The sequence below is a fragment of the Actinomycetota bacterium genome, assembly GCA_009923495.1.
GTDB lineage: Bacteria > Actinomycetota > Actinomycetes > S36-B12 > UBA5976 > UBA5976.
In genome coordinates this window covers 1-1,405 of the sequence record RFTJ01000052.1, presented here as the reverse complement: position 1 = coordinate 1,405, position 1,405 = coordinate 1, and the positions used below count along the sequence as shown (strand labels likewise).

3 protein-coding genes and 1 tRNA gene are annotated in these 1,405 nt (G+C 46.7%); 1 reads left to right on the top strand and 3 read right to left on the bottom strand.

The features are described 5' to 3' along the window. The 3 genes from EBS36_07455 to EBS36_07445 form a co-directional block, all read right to left on the bottom strand. Positions 1-612 (bottom strand): hypothetical protein (locus EBS36_07455; protein ID NBU32983.1); only part of this gene is annotated, 612 nt, incomplete at its 3' end. A 3-nt stretch (positions 613-615) separates the two neighbouring features. Continuing rightward, complete coding sequence (locus tag EBS36_07450; protein NBU32982.1) at positions 616-1,119, bottom strand: copper resistance protein CopC; 504 nt, start codon at positions 1,117-1,119, stop codon at positions 616-618. A 38-nt stretch (positions 1,120-1,157) separates the two neighbouring features. Continuing rightward, a tRNA-Gly gene (locus tag EBS36_07445) sits at positions 1,158-1,231 on the bottom strand. Between the two features lie 71 nt (positions 1,232-1,302). Between EBS36_07445 and EBS36_07440 the strand changes: the two genes are divergently transcribed. Beyond that, the coding region (locus EBS36_07440; GenBank protein NBU32981.1) for a dCTP deaminase at positions 1,303-1,405 on the top strand (103 nt) is incomplete at its 3' end.

Sequence of the window (1,405 nt, the reverse complement as noted above, 5' to 3'; positions counted from 1 at the left end):
AACCCAAATTGACATTGCAATGCCATGAGTTACCGATGCAGTTATGGCGAGGGAGTGATTTCCTAGTGAAATTGAATGGCTATTAAATAATGGATATCCAACCGATGCGAGCGATAGCGCTATTAGTGCAGCCATTGCATTTAAAGATTTTATGGCTGGTATTGCAACAGCAACAACTAGCGCCAAACTAGCGCTTATTAAAAATGATTGCGAAGGTACCAAATCCCATATGTATGTTTGGATTACACCAGGTGAAAGGGTTTGCTGAAAGTTCGTTCCTAAAACGGTACCCATGGTTGTTATCGCTGAAAAAATATATGTAATCGCCAGTGAAAGGCACAACACACAAAGGTATTTCCGCTTAGCAAGAGCAATCGGACTTAATTCGTTACCAGCCTGGCCAACCAAGAAGCCGTAAGTTATTAAAGTTCCAACAACTAGTAGCCCGATCAATACGGCAAAAAGATTTAGAAATTGATTTGTCCAGGTCATTGCTGGTCCAGCATCCAAAATTTCAGTTCGCTGGTAAGCACCGCCTGAAACCGTCAGTCCAACAACCAGCCCAGTGGCCGCGATGATTGCCAGACTTGGTCGTAGGAATCTAGTGGGCATAATTTAACTGCTTTTACGCCTTGTGGTTGCCAGAGTTCCGATAAGTAGCACAACTAGCATGATTACTCCAGCAATGATTGCAATTTCTTTAGTATGGCCTGCGGTAGTTGGGCTAGCAGAGGGACTCGCTGTCTGATTTGTATCACCGAGAGTAAATAAAAACTGATCAGCTGACACGTGTCCATCATCTGCAACTGCCCGCCAGTGCACCACTACAGTGCCACTTTGAATTCCAGCGGGCCACTTGAATTTCAACTTGTTGCCGACAAGTCGTCCCACTATTTTCTTCGAAAAGACCTCGTTCGGTTGCTCAATTCTTATGTACGAGCCAGCCACAATTGGGGGTTCGGAGAAATCTAACTCAAGCATTGCCGGCAATTTTCGGATCGTGCTATTGGGAGTCGGATTAGCCGAAAGCAACTCGGTGTGGGCTCCGGCAGCCGTGGATGACCCTAATACTAAAAGTAATCCGCTAAGCCCAATCAAGATTCTGTTGGCAAGTCTCATTGTTCCAGCGTACTGAGGATTTAACTTAGGTAAATCAAGGGAGCGGGTGACGGGAATCGAACCCGCACTTCAACCTTGGGAAGGTTACGCGCTACCACTACGCCACACCCGCTGGACCAGGCAACACGAAGAAAATGTGCCCTGTTATTCCAGCCTAGTATCCCTGACAGGTAATCTAAGGGGGTGCTGTTATCTGACAAAGACATAAGGGCTGAGATTGAGTCTGGCCGGGTAGGAATTGACCCATACGAAACTGCAATGGTGCAGCCGTCCAGCATCGATGTGC

Excerpts from the sequence above, each read along its gene's own strand:
- EBS36_07450 (NBU32982.1), bottom strand. The coding sequence starts at position 1,119 with ATGAGACTTGCCAACAGAATCTTGATTGGGCTTAGCGGATTACTTTTA.